Here is a 24,700-nt window from a genome sequence, read left to right on the forward strand (position 1 = left end):
GAACGGTTACGCCCGGACCGCCATGTCCGGCGTCCAGCCCCGGGTCTTGCCGGGGTTCATCAGGCCGTAGGGGTCGGCCCTTTTCTTGAAATCGATCTGGGCGGTGTCGATCTCCTTCATGCCGCCGTCCTCGATCGTATAAGCATGCGGATCGTAGATGTCGCAGCCGTCGAGTTCCTGGAACTCGCGGATCATCTCGTACATGGCATCGCGGCCGCGATACCTGACCAGGGGCAGGGCGAAGATCTGGATCTCGCCTTCCAGCCGCGCCATTTCGTGATGCATGTAGAGATCATCGCCGTACCGCTCCATTTGCCGGATGACGAGCTCGGGATCGAAGGGCCGGGGGTAGGCGACCTGCAGATAGGTCCAGCTCTTGTCGACCTTGAGCGCCTGCAGGGTCGTGTGGTTCCAACCACATTCATAAGCCGGCTGAAGACCAGCCGAATGCAGCTCCTCTTTCGACATTGCAAAGGACACCGCGCCGCCGAATTCCTTGGCAAGCTTCTCGAAGCGTCCCATTTCCGCCGGCGCCACCATGGCGAAGACAGCGTCGCGATCGGCCGGGAAGCGCTCTCCGAATTTCTGGTAAAAAGTGGCGAAGCGACGCTCGACCGGCGTCAGCAGATAGCAGTCGAGGCCGGTTTCCTGGGCCGTCAGCGCAAAGCAAAGAGCGGTCAGATAGCTGTCGAAGAGGGCCGCCGTGTGCACCCAGTCGGTAAACCGCGTCAGCCCGACCTCCAGCTCCAGAATGATGCCGTTGGTTCCGTAGGCATGCTGGACCTTCTGGATGTCGGGACCGTGGAGCTCGATGATCTGGGGCTCGGGCTCCAACGTCATGACCTTTACATAGCCGACATTGCCGTCGTCGCGCAGCATGCCGTGGCGAAGCGAGCCGACGCCGCCGGAGCCGCCCGACAGGAAACCGCCGATCGTGGCGATGCGGCGCGTCGAGGGATACATCAGCAGCTCCTGCCCGACCGCATGGGCCGCATCGTCGAGCCTGGCGATTCTCGCACCGGCCTCGACGCGTGCCTTGCCCGGCTCGATGGCGATGATGCGGTCGAGCCGCGTAATGTCGAGAATGATGCCGCCTTCCAGCGGAACGCACTGCCCGTAGTTACCGGTGCCGCCGCCCCGGACCGTGACGGGAATGCGGTGTTTGGCGGCCGCGGCCGCCACCCGGCGCACCTCGTCCTGGTCCTGCGGGATGACGACGATGTCGCCGACACGCCCATCGAGTTCCTCGCTCAGGATCGGGCTATACCAATAGTAGTCGCGCGACCGCAGCTCGACCTGCTTGGGATCGCCGTAGACACGAATGCCGTCGATGTCCCCGCGGAAAGCCTCCAGCTCATAGGCGCTTCTGTCAGTCATGAAGGTCTCCGTGAAGGCTGGTCGATCGGCCGGCCGGCGCGGAAGACGGTGCGCGCCGCGTCCGGCCGGCTGACGAGGTCTGAAAGATCAGAAGCATCGAACCAGATGAAGTCGGCCATCTCGCCGACCGCGATGGCTCTTGCCGGAACGCCGCAGAAGCCAGCGGGGAGGCCGGTGATGGCGTCGAGCCATTCGGCGGGTTCGACATGCGCGGCGATCGCGGCGAGGCGAAGCACCGCCAGCGGATCGAAGTCGCCATAGGGATAGAAGGCGTCCCGGCAATTGTCGACGCCCAGCATGACCGTCATGCCGGCGGCGCGCGCCTCCTTCATGGGAGCGATGCCGCGCCGGCGCGGTGAGCGGCCACCGACGCGATCCTGCAGATAAAGGTTGGTGGTCGGCAGCGCCGTGAGCGCCACGCCAGCCTCGGCGGCGGCAACAAGCGTGCGTTCAAGCGTGTCGTCGTCGCGCAGCGAAAGCGAGCAGGCATGGCCGCACACCACCTTGCCGGCCATGTCGTGTCGCAGCGCTGCCGCCACGATCTCGGAGAATCCGTCGGCCTCGACGTCCAGCCCTTCATCGACATGGAAATCCAGCGACAGTCCGTTCTCGACCGCAGCGCGGAAGGCGAGATCGACCTTCGCCGCGAGATCGGCGTTGCGATAGAAGAAAGCGCCAAAGACGCCGCCATCGTCGCGAACGCGCGCGGCGATGGTCTTTGCGGCTTCGGGCAGGAGATCGGCGGGGCAAAGCGAGGAGAGCTGAAGCTCGACGCGGCCGCGCCACTCCTCCCTGAGTTCGTTGAGTACAGGCCAGGCCACTGGAATCACGGGCTCGTTCCAGTCGACATGGCTGCGCATCGCACGGACGCCGTTGCGGTAGGCAGCCTCCAGCGCCCGGCTCGCGCGAGTGCGTATATCCTCGGGCGTCCAGTTCCGTTTGTCCCGCGCCATCAGCTCGATCGCGTCGAACAGGCCGCTCACAGGACCGTTGGTCCGCTCGATCGTATAGGCTTTGTCGAGATGGACGTGAATATCGGACATAAGCGGGAGGACCACGCCTTCGGACCTGCCAGCCGCCGGGTCGATCGATGCGATCCGCCCGCCGGCCACCGCGATATCGACAGGCTGCGCCTGGCCGGGAAGCCACACGCCCTCCAGCCGAAACTCCTCATGCGTGCCGATTGCGTCGACCATCACGCCTCGCGCCTGATCTCGCTCTCGTGCCATTTGCCCAGCACCGCGCGCGAGAGCCAGCTCGTCGCCAGGAAAATGGCGATGCCGAGCAGGGAGACCAAGGTGAGCGCGGCGAACATGCGCGGTATCTCGTTGCGGAAGCTTGCTTCCAGGATGCGCGAGGCGAGGCCTGTGTTCTGGCCGGCGGTGCCGGCGACGAACTCGGCCACGACGGCGCCGATGAGCGAAAGGCCGCCGGCGATCTTCAGCGCAGCCATGAAATAAGGCAAGGCGCTCGGCGCGAGAAGGAAGCGCAGGCGCTGCCAGGGCGTCGCCTTGTAAAGCTTGAAAAGATCCCTGAGATTGTGATCGGCGCTGCGCAGGCCGATCACCGTGGAAGACAGGATCGGGAAGAATGCGACGATCCAGGCGCAGATCAGGAGTGCGGCGAAAGTATCGGGCACGTAGATCAGGATCAGCGGCGCGATCGCCACGACCGGGGTGACCTGCAGGATGACCGCGAAGGGAAAGAAGCTCATCTCCACCGTGCGCGACAGGGCGAAAAGCGCTCCGAGGAGCACACCCCCCACGATGGCGCAAAAGAGCGCCAGCAATGTCAGCTTCACCGTGAACCACATCGAGGTCAGCAGCGACCCGCCATCCGTCACCAGCGTCTGCGCGATGCGGCTGGGCGCCGGGATCAGATAGGCAGGGACTTCGTAATAGGCGACCAGCGCTTCCCAAACGAGCAGTGCCAGGATCAGAGCCGCCGTCGGCATGATGTATTTCATCCGTTGCTCGCGGCGCAGCGCGCGCTGGAGATCGGCATTGAGCACGGGCAAGGCGTCATCGCCACCCAGCGTCTCAGTGGTCGATATCGACATGGTCAAGCGTCCCCCTCAGGGCCTTGGAAGCGGCCTGGCAGCTTTCGGCATAGGCTTCCGTGGCGCGGAAATCCTCGGCGCGCGGATAGGAGCCCTCGATCGGCAGGTCGGCGACGACGCGGCCCGGCCGGGCCGCCATGACCACCACGCGGTTCGACATGTAGACGGACTCGTAGACGCTGTGCGTCACGAAGATGATCGTCAGGCCCTGCTCCTGCCACAGCCGCAGCACGTCGTTGTTGAGCTTGAAGCGCGTCATCTCGTCGAGCGCCGCGAAGGGCTCGTCCATCAAAAGCAGGCGCGGGCGGGTGACGATGGCACGGGCGATCGAGGCGCGCATCTTCATGCCGCCGGACAGCTCGCGCGGATAGGATTGCGCGAAGCGCGACAGGCCCACTTGCAAAAGCGCTTCCTCGATGCGCGGCCTGGCCTCGGCATGCGAGATGCCGGTGAGCCTGAGCGGCAGGTAGACATTCTCGAAGACCGTCGCCCAGGGCATCAGCGTCGGCTCCTGGAAGACGAAGCCGATGTCGGCGGCGCTGTTGCTCTCGCCTGGTGCGTGGCCGTTGACGGTGATCGTGCCGGCCGAAACGGAGGCAAGGCCGGCGATCATGCGCAGCGCCGTGCTCTTGCCGCAGCCCGAGGGGCCGAGGAAGCTCACGAACTGGCCTTTCTCCACCGTCAGAGACATGTCGCGTATGGCGACCGTACCGTTGCCGTACTGCTTGAAGACATTCTTCAATTCGATGAGGGAAGCAGCCATCACTCACCAGCCCGGCTTGTTGTCTAGCCAGGAGAGCGGCGCCCGCTCGACCTCGGCGAGCAGTTCCACCAGCCGCTCGGCGGCGAAGTCGATCGTGAGGCGGCCCTTTTCTGCCGTCGCCGAGGAAGCGTCGCCGCAGGCGCCCTCCGGATTCAGGTCCTGCGATTGCCAGCCCGGCCTCGCGCGCGCCAGCGAGATGTAGCGGTAATCCTTCTCGAAAATCTCGGTGAGCGAGCCGAAATTCCGCGCTCTCTCCATCCGCACCAAGTCCGGATGCAGCGACAGCATCACCGACGTCTCCATGTCGCCTGCGTGGATGCCGTGTTTTTGCTCATGATCGGAATAGAGGCCCTCCGGCATGCCGAGACCGAACCAGTTGACGGAGAAGACGAGCATGTCGTGGCGGATGCGCAGCTCGCGGGCCACGACGTCCATGATGCTGATCTGGCCGCCATGGCTGTTGAGGAGCACCAGCTTGCGCACCCCGCTCGCAGCCACGCAGGCTCCGATCTCCGTCCAGACGCGAATGAGCGTTTCGCCCGAAAGGGTGAGCGTGCCGGGAAACCGGCGATGCTCGTCACTTTTGCCGACAGGCAAGGTGGGCAGGAACAGGACGTTGCTGTCGTCCGGCAGTTTTTTCGCCACCGCCGCGACCACGCCGTCGACGATCGCGGCATCGACCGACAAGGGCAGATGCGGACCGTGCTGCTCGGTGGCACCCACCGGCAGGACGGCGACGACGCGGCTACGGTCGAGCGCAGCGAATTCCTCACTGGAGTAGTCGGACCAGAAACGCTTCACCTGCTGGACCTCGCGCCGAAAATAGCGGACATGGCCGGCCTCCCATATCGAGCCACCGCGTGCGGCAGCCGAGCAAATTGCATTGGAGAAGCGGTAGAGAAAATCGTGAGTCAGGCAGGAGACCGGTCGATCATCGCCAGTTACATCAGATTTTCCGAATCCTCCTCCGCGACATGATCGGCTCAGTTCCCGCGGCGCACTTTCCGCGCCTTCCTCTCGGGTCCTCCACCGTCCTCGAAAATCATCTAACAGATCAGAGCAATCGGTCAAACTAATTGTTTTGACTTCTCGTAAAAACGTGTAACTCATGCCGGGAAAGAGAACGCGCGCATCATCGGAGGAGATGACATGCGGGAGCAGTGCGTCATCGTCGGCGCCGGCCATGCCGGCTCGCAGGCCGCCGCCAGCCTGCGCCAGGAAGGCTATGCCGGGCGTATCGTGCTCGTCAGCGACGAGCACGACCTGCCTTATCACAAGCCGCCTTTGTCGAAGGCCTTCCTCAAGTCGCCGGAAAATCCGGCGCTGGTCCTGCGCAATGCCGACTTTTATCGAGACAACGAGATCGAGATCGTCCATGGCGCGACCGTGGACGAGATCGACCGGCCGGCCATGGCCGTGCGGCTGGGCGATGGGACAAACCTATCCTACACCCATCTCGTGCTCGCCACCGGCTCGCGGCCGCGCGTCCCGGCACTCGACGGAGCGACCCTCGAAGGCGTCGTCTCGCTGCGCACACTTTCCGATGCCAAGCGCCTGAACGAGCTTCTTCAGGGCGCGGCTGACGTCGTGATCGTCGGCGGCGGCTTTATCGGCATGGAACTCGCCCACACCCTGACCGTGCTGGGGCGCAAGGTAACCGTGCTGGAAGCCGCTCCCCGCGTGCTCGCCCGTTCCGTCGCGCCGGAGGTCTCCCGGCACGTCCATGCCCGCTCGCTGGCGGCAGGGATCGACATCATCGCGCAGGGCAAGGTCGCGGCGATCGGAGACGACAATGGCAAGCTCTCCCACGTTCGCCTCGAGGGCGGGCGCGTGCTTCCCGCCGATCTCGTAATCCTCGGTGTCGGCGCAGTGCCCAATATCGAGCTGGCCGTGACCGCTGGTCTTGCCGCCGAAAATGGCGTGGTAGTGGACGACCACATGCGTACATCGGACCCGGCGATCCTCGCAGTCGGCGATTGCGCCTCCTTCACACATTGGCAGGCCGGACGGCAGCTTCGGCTGGAATCCGTCCAAAACGCCACTGATCAGGCGAAGAACGCGGCAAAAACGATCGCCGGCCGGCCGGCCCCCTACCGTGACGTCGCATGGTTCTGGTCGGACCAAGGCGACATGAAGCTTCAGACGGCGGGGCTCGCCTTCGACGCCGACCACCGGATCATCACCGGTTCGCCGGAAGCCAACGCCTTCGCGGTCTATCATTTCCGGGGAGCCGAACTGGTGGCAGTCGATTCCGTCAATCGTCCGGCCGACCATATGATCGCCCGAAAACTGCTCGCCGCCGGTATCAGCCCGAGCGAGGCCGATGTGCTGGCCGGGCCGCAGAGGCTGAAGGAACTGCTCTCCCAGACACCCGCCGTGCTGGAAAACAGCTGACTCACCGGCACTGATTTTTCCACCGCAGGAATACCAACGCATGACCCATTGTCTGATCATCGGCGCGGCAGGAATGCTGGGCGCCGGGCTCGCTGAGGCACTCCTCGCCAAGAGTGCGATCGCAGGCAAGAGCATCGCGAAGCTGACGCTCTTCGACCTCTTCGAAGCCAAGACACGAGACACGGCAGTCGCCCTCGACATCCGCGCCGGCGATCTGAGCGCGCCCGGCACGGCGGAAGCGCTGATCGAGAGCCGGCCGGATGTGATCTATCATCTCGCGGCGATCGTCTCGGGCGAGGCCGAACGCGATTTCGAGAAGGGCTATCGCATCAATCTCGACGGCACGCGCCACCTGCTTGAAGCCATCCGGCGGGCGCAGGCTTCTGCGCCCGGTTACCGTCCGCGCTTCGTCTTCGCCTCCTCCCTCGCCGTCTTCGGCTCGCCACTGCCCGACATCATCGCGGACGATCACATCCTGACGCCGCGGTCGAGCTACGGCACGCAGAAGGCGATCGGCGAGTTGCTGCTGGCCGACTACAGCCGGCGCGGCTTCGTCGATGGCATCGGCATCCGCTTGCCGACCATCTGCATCCGCCCGGGCAAGCCGAACGCCGCCGCTTCCGGTTTCTTCTCCGGCATCCTGCGCGAGCCGCTGGCCGGCAAGCCGGCACTATTGCCGGTCGCGACCTCGGTGCGCCACTGGTTCGCCAGCCCGCGCTCGGCCATTGGATATCTTGTCCACGCAGCGGAAGTTGATGCAGCTCAGCTCGCCGAGAACCGCAACCTCACCATGCCCGGCGTCTCGGCGACTGTGGCCGACGAGATCGAGGCACTGCGAAAAAAAGCCGGGGATGAGGCGGTTGCGCTGATCAAGCACGAGGCCGATCCGGCCATCGAGGCCATCATCTCGACCTGGCCGAAGGCCTTCGATACAAAAAGAGCCTTGTCGCTCGGCTTCGTGCCCGACGCCTCCTTCGAGGCGATCGTCGAAGCCTATCTCGAGGACCACGCGAGCGAGGCGCGCTGACATGCTGCTGGGTTGCATTGGCGATGACTTCACGGGTTCTTCGGATCTCGCCAACACGCTGGTGAAGGGCGGCATGGCGACGACGCAATATTGCGGAGTGCCGAACGAGCCGGCAGCCGCGGGGGTCGAAGCCGGCGTGGTGGCGCTGAAGACGCGCAGCGCCCCGGCCACCGAGGCGGTGGCGCAATCGCTCGCCGCTCTCGATTGGTTGAAGGCGCAGGGATGCCGGCAATTCCTGTTCAAATATTGCTCGACCTTCGATTCCACGCCCGATGGCAATATCGGCCCGGTCGCGGACGCATTGACCGAGGCGCTGGGCGCCAGCAAGGTGATCGTCTGCCCGGCCTTCCCCGCCACCGGTCGCACGCTCTACCAGGGACATCTTTTCGTCGGCGACAGGCTGCTCAGCGAATCCGGCATGGAACATCACCCGCTTACGCCCATGACCGACCCGGACATCCGCCGCTGGTTGAGGCTGCAATCGAAGAACGGCGTCGGCCATGTTGGCCACGCCCATGTACGGTCCGGCCCGGACGCCATCCGCGCGGTTCTGGCCGATGTCGACGCCACGGGTTCCAAGCTGATCGTCGTGGACGCGATCACCGAAGCCGATCTCCAGGCGATCGGAAGCGCTGCTGCGGATCTGCCTCTCATCACCGGCGGATCCGGCATCGCGCTCGGCCTGCCCGGGAACTTCCGCAAGGCCGGGCTGATCTCCGGCCGCGTGTCGGGGTGGGGGGGCGGGGCGGGCCCCGCCGCGATCCTCTCGGGCTCCTGTTCGCGTGCCACGCGCCAGCAGGTGGAGCGCCATCGACGCGACCACCCCTCGCACGCAATTTCGGCCGACGCGCTGATGGCGGGCGAGGTGGACGTCGAAGCCACGGTAGCATGGGTAATGGAGCGCGCCGGAGAGATGCCGCTCGTCTACTCTTCGGCCGATCCGGAAACGGTGAAGGCGGCGCAAGAGAAATACGGCGCGGCCAAACTGGCCGGGCGGATCGAGGATTTCTTCGCCCGCACGGCTCGCGCGCTGGTCGGAGCCGGCATCGGCCGGCTCGTCAGCGCCGGCGGCGAAACATCGGGCGCCGTCGTCGGCGGTCTCGGCTGCTCGGCCCTGGAAGTCGGGCCGGAGATCGATCCGGGCGTGCCGATGCTGCGCGTGACCGGCAGTGATCTCGTCCTTGCGCTGAAATCCGGAAATTTCGGCGGCGAGGACTTCTTCGAGAAGGCGATCGACATAATGGCGGAGACGGCGAGATGACCCCCGAGACGGAACTGCGCGAGCAGATCTGCCGCATCGCCAAGTCGCTTTTCGATCGCGGCCTGACCAGCGGCGCCTCGGGCAACATCTCGGCGCGATTGCCCGACGGTGGCCTGCTGGTGACGCCCACCGGCGTCTCGCTCGGCATGCTCGATCCCGGCAGGCTGACGCGGCTCGATGCGGGAGGGCGCTATGTCGATGGCGACAAGCCGACCAAGGAACTGCCGCTCCATGCGGCTTTCTACGAGACACGGCAGGCCAAAGCCGGCGCGGTGGTCCATCTCCACTCCACCCATTCGGTGGCGCTGTCGATGCTGCCCGAAACCGATCCGGACAATGTGCTGCCGCCGCTCACGCCCTATTCGATCATGCGGCTCGGCAAAGTGAAGCTCCTTCCCTTTTTCCGCCCGGGCGACGCGGCCATGGGCGAGGCGATCCGGGGGCTCGCGGGCAAGCGCAGCGCGGTGCTGCTGGCCAATCACGGGCCGGTTGTCGCGGCGAAGGACCTGGAGGCGGCGGCCTTCGCGATGGAAGAGCTCGAGGAAACGGCACGGCTCGCCTTGCTGACGCGCGGGATGAAACCGAACATGCTGACCGAAGCCCAGATCCGCCAAGTGGTCGAGCATTTCAACGTGGAATGGGATTGATATGATCAGGCTCTCGGCCAATCTCGGTTTCCTCTGGACCGAGCGCTCCTTGCCCGAGGCGATCCATGCCGCAGCCCGGGCTGGTTTCGCCGCGGTCGAGCTCCATTGGCCCTACGATGTCGACCCGGCGCTGGTTCGCCGAGCGCTCGACGAGACCGGGCTGCCGGTGCTCGGCCTCAACACGGTGCGCGGCGACGTGGCTGCCGGCGAGTTCGGGCTTTGCGCACTTGCCGGCCGCGAGGGCGACGCCCATCGCGCCATCGACCAGGCCTTCGACTATGCCGCGGCGATCGGAGCGGCGAATGTGCATGTCATGGCCGGCAAGGCTTCGGGTGACGGGGCTCGCCGAATCTTCGTGGAGAACCTGCGCCATGCCTCGCGGGTCGGGAAGGAGAAGGGCGTGTCGGTGCTCATCGAGCCGCTCAACACCCGCGACGTGCCCGGCTACTTCCTGACCGATGCCGAGACGGCGCGGGCAATCATCGACGAGACGGGATGCGACAACATCCGTATCATGTATGACTGCTATCACATGGCGATCATGGGCGCCGACCTCGTTTCAGGCATCCAGCGCCACTTGCCGGCCATCGGCCATGTCCAGTTCGCCGCGGTGCCCGACCGCGGCGAGCCGGACCGGGGCGAGGTCGACTATGCCCGCCTGCTGCCGGCCATCGTCGAGCAGGGCTACGCCGGCTTTCTGGGCGCCGAATACAAGCCGCGGGACGGAAGCACGGATGCCGGGCTCGGCTGGCTCGCCGATTTCCGCCGGCGCTGGCGTTCGGAGGACGGCACGGAAGCAGCATCATGACAAAAAGGACGTTGCGACCCCTCGCCCCGGCTTCGATCCGACCGCCCTTCGCCGCCTATAGCCACGGCGTCTTCGTGCCGGCGGGCAGCGACATGGTGTTCTGTTCCGGCCAGCTCGGCATCAGTGCCGACGAGACGGTGCCGAACGATGTCGCCGAACAGGCCGAGCTTTGCTTCCGCAACATCGAGGCGATCCTCGCCGAAGGCGGCATGACGCTGGCCGATGTTGTGCGTATCAACGCCTATGTCACCGACCGCGCCCATATGCGGGGTTACATGAGCGTGCGCGACCGGCTTTTTCCCATCGCGCCGCCGGCCTCCACGCTGATGATCGTCTCCGGCTTCACCCGCGAGGAATTCAAGGTGGAAGTGGAAGTCGTCGCGGCGCGGCGAGCCGGATAGGCTTACGGCGGCCGGCCGTCGGCGAGGACTGTTCCAGCTCCGTGAAGGAAACCGGGTTGGCCCGCAAAGCGGCGCTTGCCGCGAAGCTCATCGTCGAGAGAGCCGCCATTGTCGGACCAGAACTGGAAGCCGAATCGCTGCCAGGAATGTGAATCGCCTTCGACTATGGAATTAGATTGCATACAAATAATTTGAATTGCAATTCATTTCATGTACCATTATTTGCGCTGCAGCATCAGAATTAGGAATACCGCTTCCGACACCCCGCGCCGAACGACGTCGGGAAGTCCAACCGTCGATCAAGAACGGAGCAATAATGGACAATCTTGCCGGCATACGGGAGACGCTGGCCGCAGCTCCCGACAAGAACACACGCCTGAAGTCGATCATCGGGGGCTCTGCCGGCAACCTGGTGGAATGGTATGACTGGTACGTCTATTCCGCCTTCACGCTCTATTTCGCGCCGATCTTCTTTCCCTCCGGCGATCAGACCGCCGAACTGCTCAGCGCGGCCGCCGTCTTCGCGGTCGGATTCCTCATGCGGCCGATCGGCGCCTGGTTCATGGGCATCTATTCCGACCGGCGCGGCCGCAAGGCCGGGCTGACGCTGTCGGTCACGCTGATGTGCCTCGGCTCCCTGCTGATCGCCGTCACGCCCGGGCATGACAGCATCGGCGTTCTGGCGCCGGCCGTTCTGGTCTTCGCGCGGCTGCTCCAGGGCTTGAGCGTGGGCGGCGAGTACGGCGCCAGCGCCACCTATCTCAGCGAGATGGCGGGCAAGGACCGTCGCGGCTTCTTTTCCAGCTTCCAGTATGTCACCCTGATTTCGGGCCAGTTGCTGGCGCTGGCAGTGCTGATCGTGCTGCAGCGGGTGCTGACGCCTGAGCAGCTGTCCGCCTGGGGATGGCGCATCCCCTTTGCCATCGGCGGCGTTCTGGCCGTTGTGGTCTTCTACATCCGCCGAGGACTGGTCGAGACGCAGTCCTTCAAGAACGCCCAAGGTGAAAGCAAGCCGAAGTCCAGCGGCTGGGCGCTGTTCGCCCATTATCCGAGGGAGGCCTTCCTTGTGCTGGGACTGACCGCCGGCGGCACACTGGCCTTCTATGCCTATACCACCTACATGCAGAAGTTCCTGGTCAACACGTCGGGATTCAGCAAGGAGGCGGCGACCGAGATCACTACGCTCGCCCTTCTCGTCTTCATGCTCTGCCAGCCCCTGGCCGGCGCTCTGTCGGACCGCATCGGCCGCAAGCCGATCATGGTGGGCTTCGGTATTCTCGGCGTGCTGTTCACCTATCCGCTCTTCTCGGCGATCGCCGCTACCAACGATCCTTACGCGGCTTTCGGCCTCGCGCTTGCCGGGCTGCTGATCGTCACCGGCTACACCTCGATCAACGCCGTGGTGAAGGCCGAACTCTTCCCCGCCCATATTCGCGCGCTCGGCGTCGCGCTTCCCTATGCGCTCGCCAACACGATCTTCGGCGGCACCGCCGAATGGGTAGCGCTCAAGTTCAAGCAGGTCGGCTACGAAAGCGGCTTCTTCTGGTACGTGACGATCATGATCGGCCTGTCGCTGATCATCTATCTCAGAATGCGCGACACCAAGCACCACAGCCATATCCGCGAGGATTGAGCTTCTTCCGGCCGCCATGATGACGGCCGGTCACGTCCTCCGCAAGGAGCAATCTCGAATGTCAGTAACAGCTCAGGCCCTGCCGTCCGAAGCGGCACCGGCGAACCCGCGATCCCGCATCATCCTCGCCAGCCTCATCGGCACCACGATCGAGTTCTACGACTTCTACGTCTATGCGACCGCGGCCGTGCTCGTCTTCCCGCATCTCTTCTTCCCCGCGGGCAACGAGACGACCGCGCTGCTCGCCTCCTTCGCGGTGTTCGGCGCGGCCATGGTCGCGCGCCCTCTCGGCGCCATCTTCTTCGGCCATCTCGGCGACAAGCGCGGCCGCAAGATCACCCTGGTCGGCGCGCTGCTCACCATGGGCATCGCCACCTTCCTCATCGGGCTCCTGCCCACCTTTGCGACCGCCGGCTGGCTGGCGCCGGCCCTGCTGGTGGTGCTGCGCCTGGCGCAGGGCTTCGCGCTGGGCGGCGAGTGGAGCGGCGCCGCTCTGGTGGCGACGGAGAACGCGCCGGCCGGCAAACGCGCAGTCTTCGGCACCTTCCCGCAGCTCGGGGCGCCGATCGGCTTCATCCTCGCCAACAGCCTGTTCCTGATCATTGCCGCGATGCTGCCGTCGGATGACCCTTCCCGGCCCTCGACGGCCTTCCTCGATTGGGGCTGGCGCATTCCGTTCCTGTTCTCGATCGTCATGGTCGCCGTCGGCCTCTGGGTCCGGCTGAACCTCGTCGAGAGCTCGGCCTTCGAAAAGACAGTGCGCGCCGGCAAGGTCCAGAAGCTGCCTCTGGCCGCCGCCATCACCGGACACTGGAAAGAGATCGTGCTCGGCACGCTCTACATGCTCGCGACCTATGTGCTTTTCTACCTGATGACGACCTTTTCGCTGAGCTACGGCCGCGCCTCGCCCACCGGGCCCGTACCCGGGCTCGGCTACGACTATGCGCCTTCGTGCTGATGATGATCGTCGGCGTGGTGTTCTTCGGCATCTTCACCATGGTCTCGGGGCCTTGGGCCGATCGCTGGGGCCGCCGCAAGACGCTGATCTGGGTGACGCTCGGCATCGCCGCGTTCGGCCTCGCCTGGGTGCCGATGCTTTCCGCCGGCTTCACGGGCGTCATGGCCTGGCTCGTCCTCGGCTTCAGCCTGATGGGCATGACCTTCGGCCCGATGGGGGCCCTGCTGCCGGAGCTCTTCCCTGCCAATGTGCGCTATACAGGCTCGGGTATCGCCTACAACGTCTCCTCGATCCTCGGCGCCGCGGTGGCCCCATTCATCGCCGTGGCCCTCTGGAGCGCCGGCGCTGGCAGCCCATTCTGGGTCGGCGTCTATCTCACCGTCATGGCGGCGATCACCCTTGTCGCGCTGCTGATCGGGAGGGAAACCAGCGACGTCGACATCGAAAAATAAAACTCGATCCTGCGGGGGACGGTCTCTGCCGTCGTCGTCTCCTGTTTCGGGAGATGACGACGGCAGGCGGAGGACGGGCTGCCTTGAAAACAGGGCGAGGCAGAACATTTTCCTTGCCGAGGTGTCGATTTCGCGCCCTGCCATTCGTCCATGGGAAAGGAACGGCGAAACGCCGCCTTCGACGAAAGGGAGAGACCATGACCCAGCAGCAAACGCTCCGCCCGGCAGCGGAACTCGCCGCGCTGAACCGCGCCCGCTTTCCCAATGAGAGCGCGGAATACCGGAAGGCACGCAACGCTCTGCTGAGGGAGGAGATCGAGCTTCGCCGCCATCTCGAGCGCGTGGCCCAAATGCGCCGGCAACTTCCGCCCGGCGGCGCGGTGACGAAGGACTATCGTTTCGAGGGTGAGAACGGCCCCGTCGACTTCGCCGACCTCTTCGGCGACAAGCAGACGCTGGTGATCTACAGCTACATGTACGGCCCGCTGCGGCAGCGCCCCTGCCCCATGTGCACCTCGCAGATGAGTGCCTGGGAGGGCGAGGTCCCCGACATCGAGCAGCGCGTCGCCTTCGCCATGGTTGCGCGCTCGCCCATCGAGCGGCTGGTCGCCTTCAAGAAGGAGCGTGGCTGGCGGAACCTGAAGCTCTATTCCGACACGAACGGCGACTACACACGCGATTATGTGAGCGCGGAGGATGCCGACATTCCGGGCTTCAACGTCTTCACCCGTCGCGACGGCACGATCCGCCATTTCTGGGCGGGCGAGATGAGCTTCGACATGGCCGATCCCGGCCAGGACCCGCGCGACGCGCCGGACCACATGCCGCTCTGGCTTATCCTCGACACGACGCCGGAAGGAAGAGGGACGGACTGGTACCCGAAGCTGGAATATTGAAGACGGCCGTACAAGGCGCTCGGCGGTCTCGGCTCATGGCCGTTTAGCCCCTCATCTGCCTGGCGGCATCTTCTCCCCGTATTACGGGGAGAAGGACGCTGTCGTCTCCACTTTCGCCAACCGTCGGCGTTTGCGACTGGCGAAACCCAAGCGGCCGGTGTTTCTCTCCCCGCAATTTTGCGGGGAGAGATTCCAGCAGGACAGTGAGGGGCCGGCGCCGGGGATCAATCACCGGAACTGCCGGTATCGTGCCGATCCCCCGAATGTTGCGGCACCGGCAAAGGATGAAGCCAGGTCTCGCGCCTGACGATCCAGATTTCGTATTCCGGCTTCAGATCGTTCGGCGCGTCGTCCAGCGAACCGACCCGGATCTCGGTCTCCTTCTCGCCGGGATTGAACAGCCGCGATCCGCAGGACGGACAGAAACCCCGCCCATGAAACAGTTTGAGCTCGCCGCTGCTGGAGAAGGCCTCGGTCAGCCATACCGCGAATGTGACAAAAGACGAGCCGCTCTCCTTGCGGCAGTCGGCACAATGGCAGAGACCCACCCGCGCGGGTTCACCGCGAACCGCGTAGCGCACCTTGCCGCACAGGCATCCGCCGGTTCTCGTGACCATTCAACACTCCCCGCAACGACAGACTTCAACCTGATTTAGGGCGTCGACCGGTTCGCACGAGGCCATTCGGATCGGCCACGGAGATGTAGTAAGATCCCGACGACAGCAGAATTCACCCGCGACTTCCCCGCCAGCGTTCATTGTTCATTGCCAGACTGTTCACAGAAGGCGAACATTACGAGAGGCTGCCCTTCTACTATGATGTTGTCCATCCATGTCAGGGGTAAAGGGCAAAAGACGTGGATCTGATATGGCCCGGAGGAAAGAGGCGGGGCTCCGGGCCAGTTCCCCCAGCGTCGTTTGGCCATCGCAAGCGAAGTCCCGTTCGCCGTGCCGGCGCTCCCCAGGACGAGGGTCAGGACTCCATTCAATCCGGCAACTCGGATATTTCGAAGCATCCATTATGATGAAGAAACGATCCCCGTACAAATATTGCTGATCATTTTTCGGCATACTTCGACAATCAACCGAATTGATCGGCAAATCGTTTGCAAACAATCTGTCGGCATCCAGTTCCTAGAGGATTTCGCGATGCCGACGGGTAGCCAGAAGTTTGCCATTCTTCTCTGCAAATTCAGCGATACTGACGACACCGAGCCGGAGCCCGTCAATTTCTTCGAAGACCTGTTCATCAACCGGGGAACCGGCGGCCTCAACGACTACTGGACCGATGCCTCGCTGGGCGCGATCAACCTGGACGGCTCCAAGGTGTTCGGCTGGCATACGCTCGAGCAGACGCGGGACGACTATGTGAAAGCAAGGCCGGACCGGTGGAGTAAGATCAAGGGCGCGATCGACGCGTTCGACCTCCAGTTGACGGACTATGCCGGCTTCGTCGCTCTCTTCAATGTCGGCGTGGGCGATAGCAGCGCGGCGGGAAAAGGGGTCCTCGGGGGGCCGCCCGAATACAATGTGACCTTTCTAGCGCATGAGACCGGTCACGTGATCGGGCTCGATCACTCTTACGACCAGTCGACCCGCAAGACCGACACCTGGTCGGCGCCCGGCGAGTACTGGGACCAGTACGACATCATGAGCGCGATGAACGTCTTTTCCCACACGCATACGAGGTTCGGGCGGAGAGGACCGCTGCTCTGCGCTCCGAACCTGAACCGGATGGGCTGGCTTCCGCGCGACAGGGTCTGGACGAGACCCTACGGCGGCAGCTTCTCGGAGTGCCTCGAACTCGTTCCCCTGGGGCATCCGGAAATCCCCGGCTATCTCGCCGCCGAGATTGGCTCCTACACAATCGAAATGCGTGTCCCCGACCGCTGGGACGCAGGCCTGTCGCGACCCTGCATCCTCATTCATCGCATGTCCGGCGAGAACGCCATGGTGCTGGCGTCGGACAAGGAGAATTGGGTCAACGAGTGGGTGGCCGGCCAGACCTTCGGGCCGAACCAGGTCGAGATGACGATCGCCGGAGGAACCCGTATCCAGATCTCCGATATCGACCGCGCCAGCATGAAAGCGCGGGTCTGCGTGACCCACCAGGTCGGCCGCGACGACAAGGAGGGCGTCCTGATCCTCGGCTCCGTCGTCGTCGGCGACGGATGGGTGCTGCTCAAGGACGTGCTCTATCGCATTCCGCCAAAAGGCGACCCGTTGCGGGACATGTTGGGTTCCCTTGCCCATGCCGGCCTCCAGAGGCGCGACATCGGAATGCCCCAGCTCAGCGCTTCCGATATCGAGGTCATCGCGAAACTGAAGGCTGTCACCAGGGAATAGGCTAAAATCGCCGCACACTTTTAGGCGACATGCCATAAGGTCCATCACCTTGTCCTTTGGCACCTGTGAAAAGCCTGAGACGCGGGCGCGATCCAGGCGAACCCCATCAGCTTCAGACGGATCGCATTTTCGCCTTGGCGGCTCAGCTCGACCTGGCCCTTGGTCTCGGGGCTTCCGCCCTTGAAGCAGACCGCGTCGAACGTCATCGACCCATGGCGACCTTTCCGTGGATCGGTCAATTTCTCGCATCCGATCTCGTAGAAGCCGAGACGGGTCTCCTCGACGGTCAGCAGGTCGGCTTCGCCATTCTCTTGCTCGCAGCGCGCTGGGTGAGACGACCAATCGCCCCGGAATTCTTCAGGCACCTGTGCGAAGGCCGGCCCACCCCAGAGTTGGAGAAGGCTGGCCATTGCCACGACGGCCACGCGAGAGCGACGAGCGACGCCTGCCCGTCCAGCTGCTGGAGACATGTCGCTGTCCTCCTGTTTCACGCCAACCCTACAACGCATGTCTTTTTCCCGAAACCGCCGCACACTTTCGGGAGACCCGCTTTTGTCATTCCGTTTGGCGGGAAGGATGCTTGATGTCGCCGATGTTTCATTCCACATCGGTCATCATGAGGGATGTCATTCGGAATCAGCGCCGGGTGTTCGGGTGGGCCTTGCCCGCCTCCCTTGTCCTGCATTTGGTCATCGTCGCGCTTCTGATATTCGGGTTGCCGGTCTCGCTGCCGCACCCCCAGAAGGAGCAAGCGGTGACCGTGGATCTGGTGCCGCCGCCCGAACGATCCGAGAACGCCGAAAACGAGCACCCGCCTGCCGCAGAAGAGCCCGAGCCCGAACGATCGCAGGACGCGGATCGTGACATGCCCTCCGCGGGCGATCAGTCCGCGCGGCAGGAGCCCTCGCCTGCGATCAGGCCCGTCTTCCAATTCGGTGAAGAGGATGCCGGCCCTCGAGAGTCTCCCGACGGCAGCAGCTCAGAGGACGGTTCGCCGGCGGCGCCGCGCGATCCGGATGAACGGGAGACGGCGGAACAACCGACCCAAGCCGAGGGCGAGGCGACGGATCAGGCTCCGCCGCAGGAGCCGCCCGCCGCCGACGCTCAGCCTCCCCTGGAGCTTCGGGAAGCCAAGACGTTGTTCTCGCAAGCGTCCACCGGTCGTCCGGCGGCGACAACGGCGATGGCTGGCGTGCCGCGCCCTGTACGGGCCGGCCGACTCTGCCTCACCGAATTGCGCGCGCAGTTGCTCAACGGCTCACCTCCTTTTTTTCCGGACCTCCTGCCTTCCGAGTGGAAGAACGACGGCACGACCGTCGACATCCCCGCCACAGCCTTCCGCGCGAGCGGCCAGTGGTACAATCTGGGCTATCGTTGCAGCGTCGACGAGGACGCGACGAAAGTCGTGTCCTTTGCCTTCCGAGTGGGAGAAGCGATCCCGCGCAGTGAATGGAAGCGCCGCGGACTGCCCTCGCAATAGGCTGAGCATGGGGTTCTGCATCGCGGGAGCCGGGGACTGGGGCGTCCGGCCGGATATCGGCAACCCTCCGGAAATGCGTCAACAGTCCGCCAGGTGGGTCGGGAGGACGACGGTCAACAATGCATCTCCGCCCATGATCGTGAAGCTGATGCTGCCGCCTAGTGCCTCGGCCCGCCGTTTCATGTTGCCGACACCGTGACCTTTGCCCATCGCGGGCTGGTCTCTGGCGCCATTCCGGATCGACAGTACCGCTTGACCGGCGCCTGCCCCGGAGCCTTCGACGGCGATTCGACGGGATGCGCCGTGTTTGAGCGCATTGGTGATACCCTCCTGCAAGATGCGCAGGATCGACAGGGCATTGCCCGGCGTAACGCCGCTGACTGGCGGAAGGTTTTCCATGGACCAGTCGAGCTCGAAACCGAGCCGGCGAAGCTGCGGCTCGAGTCTTTCTCGCAGGCCCGCGAGCGCCGGAAGAAGATCGCCATCGTCGAGATCGAGGGAATTGACGACGAGGCGGAGGTCGTCGAGCGCGGCGCGGGCGGCCCGCTCAATGGCTTGGGGGTTGCCGGTATCGGATTCCGAAAGCGCTATGATCGACACCAGATGGCCGCTCAGCCCATCATGGAGGTCGCGCATCAGACGCTCGCGTTCGTCCTCGCGGGCGGCCTGAGCGGTGTGCGCCCGCTCTTTTGCATGAAGAGCCGACAATTCCGCCTCCCGCGCCGCCAGTTTGTGCCGGAGCGTTTCGTTGCCGCGGTCCAATTCTCCCAGGCTGTGCGCCAGCCGCCGCATCAGCAGAACCAGCACGGCGGCGGTGATCAGAGGTCGCGTCTTGGAGCCAAGAAGCAGGGCGCCGTCGACCGCGCCAACGATGATCCCGACGTCTCTCAGACCGTACCAGCCGACCAACAGAAACGGTGCGGCCAGCAATGCCTGGTCCCATTCCCGCGTGCGCAGTGAGTTGCGGGCGAGCATAACCCCTCCAGCCAAGTTTCCGCCTATTGCGACGAAGGCACCGATCGTCGCTAGGGTAAGCGGGGCCAGAACGCCAAGCGCGAAGCCGGCGATCAGGGCCGCCGGTAACGCGATGATACTTGTTTTGAGCCACATGGGCCTCGCCATTCCCACGATCGACATGGCGAGGCCGAGCACCATGGGGCCAAAGCTGGAGAGCGCGAAAACGATGTAGGGCTGGCCTCCGGCCGGAACGAAGGTTGGGAGCGACGATCCCGCCAGCGTGTAGGCAAGGCTGGCTCCGCTGACGAGAAACAGCCAGGCGAAAATCGGGTCATGCCGCCGTGCAAGCCACACGGTTGCGATCCCGAGCACCATGAGGACCTGAAGGCCGATCATGGTGGCGCGGCTGGGGCCGCTCGCCAGCGTCCAGAGCCAGCGAGCATCCTCGAACGCCGTCTCCTCGGCCAGATATAGCTGCGACAGATAACCTGGAATGCCACCGCTTTCGCGATAGAGAGTGACCTCCAACACGCCTGACTCGGCGCCCGTAAGCGGCAACCGGAGCATGTAGGTCGAACCGACGGCCGGTTCGCTCCAAGGTTGACTCTCACCGCCATAGAGGCGACGGCCATCGAACCGGACGGTGATGGCATGCTGAGCGGCAGGAATCAGGAGGTATAAAGGTTTTGCCGATGGCAGGTCGACGTTGATGCGATAGGTGCCGCGGGCCGGACCGAAGCCCACGGTATCCGGCCATCTGTGCGGCAAGGTCACGGGCTGTTCGCTCCTTCCGTCGAGACTGAAGGTTGCGTGAACCAGGGCCGGCGTATCGACCGGTGCCGGCAGGCGAAACCATTGCGGTGCGGCGGCAAGCGCCAGCGTGAGAACAAGGATCGCGAGGAACGGGGCGAAGGTGAGAAGCGGGCGACCGCCTTGGTCGCTCATAGCCTGATCAGTCCGAGCCTCGTGGCCTCGAACACAGCCTCCGAGCGGTTCGACGCTTCAAGCTTGCGGTAGATGTTGCGGATATGGACCGGTACTGTCTGCCGCGAAATTCCAAGCCGCTCCGCCAGTTCCGCATTGGTGAAGCCCTTGGCGATACCCCACAAAATGTCCATCTCGCGGGCAGTGAGAATGCTCTTGCCGGACCGTGCCAGCTGACCGTTCGGCGTCTGCAGGCCAAGGCGGCGCACCAGCACGCGCGCGATCCGCGACGAGATCGGCGACTGTCCGCGCATCAGATCGGTGATCGCCTGGATGAGGTCGATCGAATCGGCGTCCTTGAGCAGGTAGCCGGTGGCCCCGGCCTCGATCGCCTGGAGCACGGTGGTCTCGTCGGCGAGCACGGAGATCACCATAGCCTCGGCGTCCGGCTGTTTCGCGCGGAGGGCGCGGATGCCCTCGATGCCATTGCCGTCGGGCAATTTGAGGTCCGTGATCAGCAGGTCGATAGGATGAGCCTCGATGGCGGCGATGCTTTCGGATAGGCTCGCGCACTCGGCAACCAGGTTGCTGCCGGCCCAGCCGCGCAGCAGCGAGGACAGGCGGTTGCGAACGGGCTCGTCATCCTCGGTGAGGACGATCCGGTAGGTCCGCTCGACTGAATGGCCGTTTCCAGTCACGTCCACCGTATTTCCCGCCTCCTCTGCTCGCACACCGCGCCGAGCCTGCCAGTACGACGCCGTGTCGCCGCGATGAATACCCTTTTGTTGGTATCGCGCAGCCGATCGCGTGCGCCAGGCAAATGCATTCAGCCGCTGGCCCACCATTCAAGCATACCCATTTCAGGGTATCCACAACGTCGCGCCTGCTGACCTATTCCTTCCACACTCGAAACGGGGATTGGGGCGACGGGAATGGCTGCACCAAAGCGCGGGCGCGATTCCGCCCTGCCGCCCGAGCCACGCGCACTCGATGCTCGAACGCTGCCGCTGATTGGATCGACGCTTCTCCGTTCATCGGCCGCCATGCAGTCATCGGGAAAGCGCTATGACACTTGCCTTCATCGACACTCTCATATCCCTCATCCTGCTTGCCGTGGCATGCGCCATGGCAGCCAGCGTCATGGTGCGGAAACCGTGGACGGCGCCCTTCGCCGCTCTCGTCTACCGACAGGTCTCCGGCACTCCGCTCTTCCAGACCATCAACATGGCGATATCGGCCCTATGGGCGGTTCTCATGCTGTGGCTTGCCTTTGCCTGGTTCGCGCAGCTTCCGGTGGCCGTGCGCTTCCTGCCGCTCGCTGCCGGCGGCGTCGTTTCCATGGGCCTGCCGCCGCTGTGGATCTGGACCGACCTGAAATGGCGCGCCACCGGCGACAAGCGAAACAACTGGCCGTCGCCGAATTTCTCGCGTCGCGATGCCGAAGCCTACGACGTGGCCGTGATCGGCTCCGGCATCGGCGGCCTGACGGCCGCTGCGCTGCTCGCCGACAAGGGCCTCAGGGTGATCGTTTTCGAGCAGCACGACCGGCCTGGCGGGTTCTGCCATCACTGGATCCGGCGCGCGCGCGATCAGGAGACGCGTGAGCGGCTGCTGTTCCGTTTCGATTCCGGCGTGCACGACTTCTCCGGCTGGTGGCCGGACGGCACACTGGACGTTCTTCTCAGGCGTCTCGGCAAGGCCGACGCCGTGTCGTGGCGGAGGCTCGACCATCGCTTCGACTATGACGGCTTCCGTCTCGACGTGCCGCGCGAATGGCGCGGCCTGATCGATCTGCTCGGCAGGAGGTTCCCGCACGATGCGGCGGGCATCGCCAGGCTGTTCGACGAGATCCACGAGATCTACGGGGCGATGTACGCCACCGCACGGTACCACAACGGCTTTCCAGGCGCGCCGCAGACGCCTAAGGACGCGATGGCGTTCGCCAGTGAATTCCCACTGGCCGCCGCCTGGGTGGATCGGCCGTGGCGGACGTTCATCGGCCGCTATGTGACGGACGAGGCAGCGCGCGCCCTCATAGAAGGTATCGCTGCATACCGGACCCACGACCCGGCGCTGATCAGCGTCGGCGCCATGGTGCCGCTCTACGCCTATTTCTTTATCGGCGGGGCCTACCCCGAGGGCGGGTCTGGCCATTTCGCCCAGGTGCTCGCCGACGCGATCAAGGAACGTGGCGGCGAGGTGCGGCTGCGCACCGGCGTGACGCGGGTGTTGCAGGAAGACGGCGCCGCGACCGGTGTTGTCGCGCGCGACTACAGAGGCAACGAGACCACCGTGCGCGCCACTGCGGTCGTCTGCAACGCCGATCCGGGCACGCTGGCGCGCGACCTGCTCGAGGAAAGCTCGCAACGGAGGCTGATGCTGCACCAGTTCGGCGAGATCGTGCCGTCCTGCTCGGCGGTCGGCATGCATGTCGGCCTGCGCGGCACCGTCGACGTGCCGCCGATCGTTCATGTGAAGGACGGCGACGTGCACACCGAGGTGATCTTCACCAAGGTCGTCGATTCCTCCTGCGCGCCGGATGGCTATTCGACGATCGACCTCTTTCAACTGACGCCGCCAGACGAATCGGCAACGTGGTTCCCACCTGCCGCCACAGACAAGGACCTGAAGCCTTTCCGCCGCTCGCAGCCCTATCTCGACCGCAAGGCCGCGATATCGGCGAAAATGCTCGACGTGGCGCGGCGCATCGTGCCGGACCTCGATGGCCGCATCATCTATCAGAGCGACGCTAGCCCGGTGACCTTCCACCGCTACGGCTGGACCCGTGATGGTGCGATCTATGGCTTGAGGAACCCCGGCGGAGGGCTGCCGGTCCGCACGCCGGTGCGCAACCTCGTCCTAGCCGGCGCGATGACGCTGGGCGGCGGCATCGAGCCGACGGCGCTCGCCGGCGCATTCGCCGCCAAGGCGCTGGTACCCGATGTGCTGGTGCCGAAGGACAGGCCGCGCGAGCAGGCGGCCTCACACGACAGCGCAATCGAAGCAGGCGTTGAGCCCGGAGGTGCCTATGCGGCTTGACCTGGACGCGCTTTACGGCCTCACCGGCATGCTCATCATCGTGTGCTGGGGCCTGCTGATCCTCCATCCGGACCGCTCATCGCGCTGGATCACGGTTCCCAAATTCGCGGTGCCGACACTGTTCGGGCTGATCTACGCCGGCATCATGATGGCCAAATTCTTCGACAGCGGCGGCGGCTACGGCTCGATCGCGGCGGTGCGCGCGCTCTTCGCGCATGACGACATCCTGCTCGCAGGCTGGCTGCATTATCTTGCTTACGACTTCTTCATCGGCGTCTGGATCGCGGAGCAAGCCGACCGCATCGGCCTGTCGCGTCAGATCCAGGCTCTGATCCTCGTCACCGCCTTCATGTTTCCGCCCATGGGACTGGTGCTGTTCCTCGCGACAAGGGCAACAATCCGGCGCGCCTGGAGGCTCGCATGAACCAGACGCTGACGCTTGAGCACGACGAGACGACGCGCGCCTGGCTCGGTCTTGCTTGCTTCATGATTGCGATCATGGTCGTTCTTACGCCGGCCGCGATCTACGACCCGCGCATGCTCGACGGCGTCGGCGTGTGGGAAAAACCGCTGAAATTCGCGCTGGCGCTCGCCGTTCATTTCACGACGCTGGCCATTCTCGTGCAACTCCTGCCGCCGGAGATCCGGACAGGGCCGCGGATGGCGCGGATGGTCCGCTTCTCGGTCGCGGCGGCCGTCTTCGAAATCGGCTACATCACCTTCCAGGCGGCGCGAGGGCGCCACTCCCATTTCAACTTCGACACACCGTTCGAGACGGGCATGTACGCGCTCATGGGTGTCGGCGCAGTCTATCTTGCAATCTTCCCGTTCGTCGTCGGGCGCCTGATCCGAGAGCAGGGCGACGATGGGTCGGGATACAGGCTCGGCGCGGTCGTCGGGCTGCTGCTCGCGCCGGTGCTTACGCTGGTCGTGGCCGGCTACATGTCGGGCGTCACCTACAATCGCTGGGTCGGCGTCCCGGCGGGCGCGGAAGGCATTCCGTTCTTCGGCTGGTCGCGCGAGGTTGGAGACTTCCGGCCGGCGCATTTCGTTGGGCTGCACGCCATGCAGATCCTGCCGTTGGTCGGACTCGCAGGCGACCGGTTCGCACCCGCGCTGGCGCGACCCGTGGTCTGGATCGTTGCCGTGGTGGTCGTCCTCGCCACCGCCGCCCTGTTCGTCCAGGCGCTCGCCGGCCTGCCGGTCTGGGCACACTGAGGGTGGCCGGTCGCATACTCTTTTCTTGGTATTTCGACGATCCGGCACGGAGGCTAGACCC

22 protein-coding genes and 1 pseudogene are annotated in these 24,700 nt (G+C 64.6%); 14 read left to right on the forward strand and 9 right to left on the reverse strand.

The window, feature by feature from the left end:
- Window positions 1-6: 6 nt before the first annotated feature.
- Genes ACCO56_RS28680 through ACCO56_RS28700 form a run of 5 tightly spaced genes read right to left on the reverse strand, consistent with a single transcriptional unit; the run spans window position 7 to window position 5,000 of the window.
- Window positions 7-1,377: an FAD-binding oxidoreductase gene (locus ACCO56_RS28680; protein ID WP_433644351.1), complete on the reverse strand. Its 1,371-nt coding sequence runs from the start codon at window positions 1,375-1,377 to the stop codon at window positions 7-9.
- The gene (locus ACCO56_RS28685; protein ID WP_433644473.1) at window positions 1,374-2,573 is read right to left on the reverse strand and encodes an amidohydrolase family protein; all 1,200 of its coding nucleotides are present in this window, start codon (window positions 2,571-2,573) and stop codon (window positions 1,374-1,376) included. Before ACCO56_RS28685 ends, ACCO56_RS28680 begins: the two co-directional genes overlap by 4 nt.
- Window positions 2,573-3,436 carry an ABC transporter permease gene (locus ACCO56_RS28690; protein ID WP_433644352.1) on the reverse strand — a complete coding sequence of 288 codons (864 nt, stop codon included), beginning with the start codon at window positions 3,434-3,436 and terminating at the stop codon, window positions 2,573-2,575. The genes ACCO56_RS28685 and ACCO56_RS28690 overlap by 1 nt, the downstream gene beginning before the upstream one ends.
- Window positions 3,417-4,199 (reverse strand): ABC transporter ATP-binding protein, encoded by a 783-nt coding sequence (locus tag ACCO56_RS28695; protein ID WP_433644353.1) that lies wholly within the window; start codon window positions 4,197-4,199, stop codon window positions 3,417-3,419. The genes ACCO56_RS28690 and ACCO56_RS28695 overlap by 20 nt, the downstream gene beginning before the upstream one ends.
- A gap of 3 nt (window positions 4,200-4,202) precedes the next feature.
- Window positions 4,203-5,000: a creatininase family protein gene (locus ACCO56_RS28700; RefSeq protein WP_433644474.1), complete on the reverse strand. Its 798-nt coding sequence runs from the start codon at window positions 4,998-5,000 to the stop codon at window positions 4,203-4,205.
- A 348-nt stretch (window positions 5,001-5,348) separates the two neighbouring features.
- Between ACCO56_RS28700 and ACCO56_RS28705 the strand changes: the two genes are divergently transcribed.
- From ACCO56_RS28705 to ACCO56_RS28745, 9 genes and pseudogenes are all read left to right on the forward strand, one after another.
- Window positions 5,349-6,593: an NAD(P)/FAD-dependent oxidoreductase gene (locus ACCO56_RS28705; RefSeq protein ID WP_433644354.1), complete on the forward strand. Its 1,245-nt coding sequence runs from the start codon at window positions 5,349-5,351 to the stop codon at window positions 6,591-6,593.
- 40 nt (window positions 6,594-6,633) lie between these two features.
- Complete coding sequence (gene denD, locus ACCO56_RS28710) at window positions 6,634-7,620, forward strand: D-erythronate dehydrogenase (protein ID WP_433644356.1); 987 nt, start codon at window positions 6,634-6,636, stop codon at window positions 7,618-7,620.
- 1 nt (window position 7,621) lies between these two features.
- A complete protein-coding gene (otnK, locus tag ACCO56_RS28715; protein ID WP_433644357.1) occupies window positions 7,622-8,881 on the forward strand; it encodes a 3-oxo-tetronate kinase in 1,260 nt (419 codons plus the stop codon).
- The gene (locus ACCO56_RS28720; RefSeq protein ID WP_433644358.1) at window positions 8,878-9,528 is read left to right on the forward strand and encodes an aldolase; all 651 of its coding nucleotides are present in this window, start codon (window positions 8,878-8,880) and stop codon (window positions 9,526-9,528) included. The genes otnK and ACCO56_RS28720 overlap by 4 nt, the downstream gene beginning before the upstream one ends.
- A gap of 1 nt (window position 9,529) precedes the next feature.
- Window positions 9,530-10,336, forward strand: coding sequence for a hydroxypyruvate isomerase family protein (locus tag ACCO56_RS28725; RefSeq protein ID WP_433644359.1), 807 nt, complete (start codon window positions 9,530-9,532; stop codon window positions 10,334-10,336).
- Window positions 10,333-10,737, forward strand: coding sequence for a RidA family protein (locus tag ACCO56_RS28730; RefSeq protein WP_433644360.1), 405 nt, complete (start codon window positions 10,333-10,335; stop codon window positions 10,735-10,737). Before ACCO56_RS28725 ends, ACCO56_RS28730 begins: the two co-directional genes overlap by 4 nt.
- Window positions 10,738-11,053: 316 nt before the next feature.
- On the forward strand, window positions 11,054-12,370 hold the full coding sequence (locus ACCO56_RS28735) for an MFS transporter (RefSeq protein ID WP_433644361.1): 1,317 nt from the start codon (window positions 11,054-11,056) through the stop codon (window positions 12,368-12,370).
- 58 nt (window positions 12,371-12,428) lie between these two features.
- A pseudogene (locus ACCO56_RS28740) lies at window positions 12,429-13,780 on the forward strand (MFS transporter).
- Between the two features lie 197 nt (window positions 13,781-13,977).
- Window positions 13,978-14,676, forward strand: a complete 699-nt coding sequence (locus tag ACCO56_RS28745; protein ID WP_433644362.1) for a DUF899 family protein — start codon at window positions 13,978-13,980, stop codon at window positions 14,674-14,676.
- Window positions 14,677-14,900: 224 nt separating this feature from the next.
- Here the strand turns inward: ACCO56_RS28745 and ACCO56_RS28750 are convergent, their stop codons facing one another.
- Window positions 14,901-15,293: a GFA family protein gene (locus ACCO56_RS28750; RefSeq protein ID WP_433644363.1), complete on the reverse strand. Its 393-nt coding sequence runs from the start codon at window positions 15,291-15,293 to the stop codon at window positions 14,901-14,903.
- A 531-nt stretch (window positions 15,294-15,824) separates the two neighbouring features.
- On the opposite strand from ACCO56_RS28750, the gene ACCO56_RS28755 reads away from it, so the two are divergent.
- Window positions 15,825-17,021, forward strand: a complete 1,197-nt coding sequence (locus ACCO56_RS28755; RefSeq protein ID WP_433644364.1) for a hypothetical protein — start codon at window positions 15,825-15,827, stop codon at window positions 17,019-17,021.
- Window positions 17,022-17,065: 44 nt separating this feature from the next.
- On the opposite strand, the gene ACCO56_RS28760 is transcribed toward ACCO56_RS28755, so the two are convergent.
- Window positions 17,066-17,491 (reverse strand): hypothetical protein, encoded by a 426-nt coding sequence (locus tag ACCO56_RS28760; protein WP_433644365.1) that lies wholly within the window; start codon window positions 17,489-17,491, stop codon window positions 17,066-17,068.
- A gap of 215 nt (window positions 17,492-17,706) precedes the next feature.
- Between ACCO56_RS28760 and ACCO56_RS28765 the strand changes: the two genes are divergently transcribed.
- Window positions 17,707-18,501 (forward strand): DUF930 domain-containing protein, encoded by a 795-nt coding sequence (locus tag ACCO56_RS28765; RefSeq protein ID WP_433644366.1) that lies wholly within the window; start codon window positions 17,707-17,709, stop codon window positions 18,499-18,501.
- Window positions 18,502-18,579: 78 nt separating this feature from the next.
- Here the strand turns inward: ACCO56_RS28765 and ACCO56_RS28770 are convergent, their stop codons facing one another.
- Together ACCO56_RS28770 and ACCO56_RS28775 are read right to left on the reverse strand one after the other, a co-directional pair.
- Window positions 18,580-20,403 (reverse strand): sensor histidine kinase, encoded by a 1,824-nt coding sequence (locus tag ACCO56_RS28770; protein ID WP_433644367.1) that lies wholly within the window; start codon window positions 20,401-20,403, stop codon window positions 18,580-18,582.
- Window positions 20,400-21,086, reverse strand: a complete 687-nt coding sequence (locus ACCO56_RS28775; protein ID WP_433644368.1) for a response regulator — start codon at window positions 21,084-21,086, stop codon at window positions 20,400-20,402. Before ACCO56_RS28775 ends, ACCO56_RS28770 begins: the two co-directional genes overlap by 4 nt.
- Window positions 21,087-21,447: 361 nt before the next feature.
- On the opposite strand from ACCO56_RS28775, the gene ACCO56_RS28780 reads away from it, so the two are divergent.
- From ACCO56_RS28780 to ACCO56_RS28790, 3 genes are read left to right on the forward strand one after another with little or no spacing between them, the layout of a single operon-like run.
- Complete coding sequence (locus tag ACCO56_RS28780; protein WP_433644369.1) at window positions 21,448-23,421, forward strand: phytoene desaturase family protein; 1,974 nt, start codon at window positions 21,448-21,450, stop codon at window positions 23,419-23,421.
- Window positions 23,411-23,845, forward strand: coding sequence for an abscisic acid-deficient protein Aba4 family protein (locus ACCO56_RS28785; RefSeq protein WP_433644371.1), 435 nt, complete (start codon window positions 23,411-23,413; stop codon window positions 23,843-23,845). The genes ACCO56_RS28780 and ACCO56_RS28785 overlap by 11 nt, the downstream gene beginning before the upstream one ends.
- Window positions 23,842-24,639, forward strand: a complete 798-nt coding sequence (locus ACCO56_RS28790; protein ID WP_433644372.1) for a hypothetical protein — start codon at window positions 23,842-23,844, stop codon at window positions 24,637-24,639. The genes ACCO56_RS28785 and ACCO56_RS28790 overlap by 4 nt, the downstream gene beginning before the upstream one ends.
- Window positions 24,640-24,700: the final 61 nt, after the last annotated feature.

Origin of the sequence: Mesorhizobium sp. 1B3 (assembly GCF_050958605.1) — a bacterium.
Classification (GTDB): domain Bacteria; phylum Pseudomonadota; class Alphaproteobacteria; order Rhizobiales; family Rhizobiaceae.